The sequence below is a fragment of the Paludifilum halophilum genome (assembly GCF_002245355.1).
In the GTDB taxonomy this organism is placed as follows: domain Bacteria; phylum Bacillota; class Bacilli; order Thermoactinomycetales; family DSM-45169; genus Paludifilum; species Paludifilum halophilum.
In genome coordinates this window covers 1-412 of record NZ_NOWF01000139.1, presented here as the reverse complement: position 1 = coordinate 412, position 412 = coordinate 1, and the positions used below count along the sequence as shown (strand labels likewise).

The window sequence follows — 412 nt, the reverse complement described above, 5'->3', positions numbered from 1 at the left end:
TCAGTACCGGCCAGGGTGTAACGATAGATGTTATCGACGAACAGCAGTACGTCACGACCTTCGTCACGGAATTTCTCAGCCATGGTCAGGCCGGTCAGCGCAACGCGCAGACGGTTTCCCGGCGGCTCGTTCATCTGGCCGTACACCAGGGATACTTTATCGATAACGTTGGAGTCGGTCATTTCGTGGTAGAAGTCGTTACCCTCACGAGTACGCTCACCTACGCCCGCAAACACAGAGTAACCGGAGTGCTCGATCGCGATGTTACGGATCAGCTCCATCATGTTTACAGTTTTACCTACACCCGCACCGCCGAACAGACCAACTTTACCGCCCTTCGCGAACGGACACATCAGGTCGATAACTTTGATGCCGGTTTCCAGCAGTTCCTGAGAGCTGGACAGCTCTTCAT

The 412-nt window shown here is 54.1% G+C and carries 1 pseudogene; it reads right to left on the bottom strand.

Annotated elements, in window-relative coordinates:
• Positions 1 to 412: pseudogene (locus CHM34_RS18650) on the bottom strand (F0F1 ATP synthase subunit beta); the annotation flags it as partial.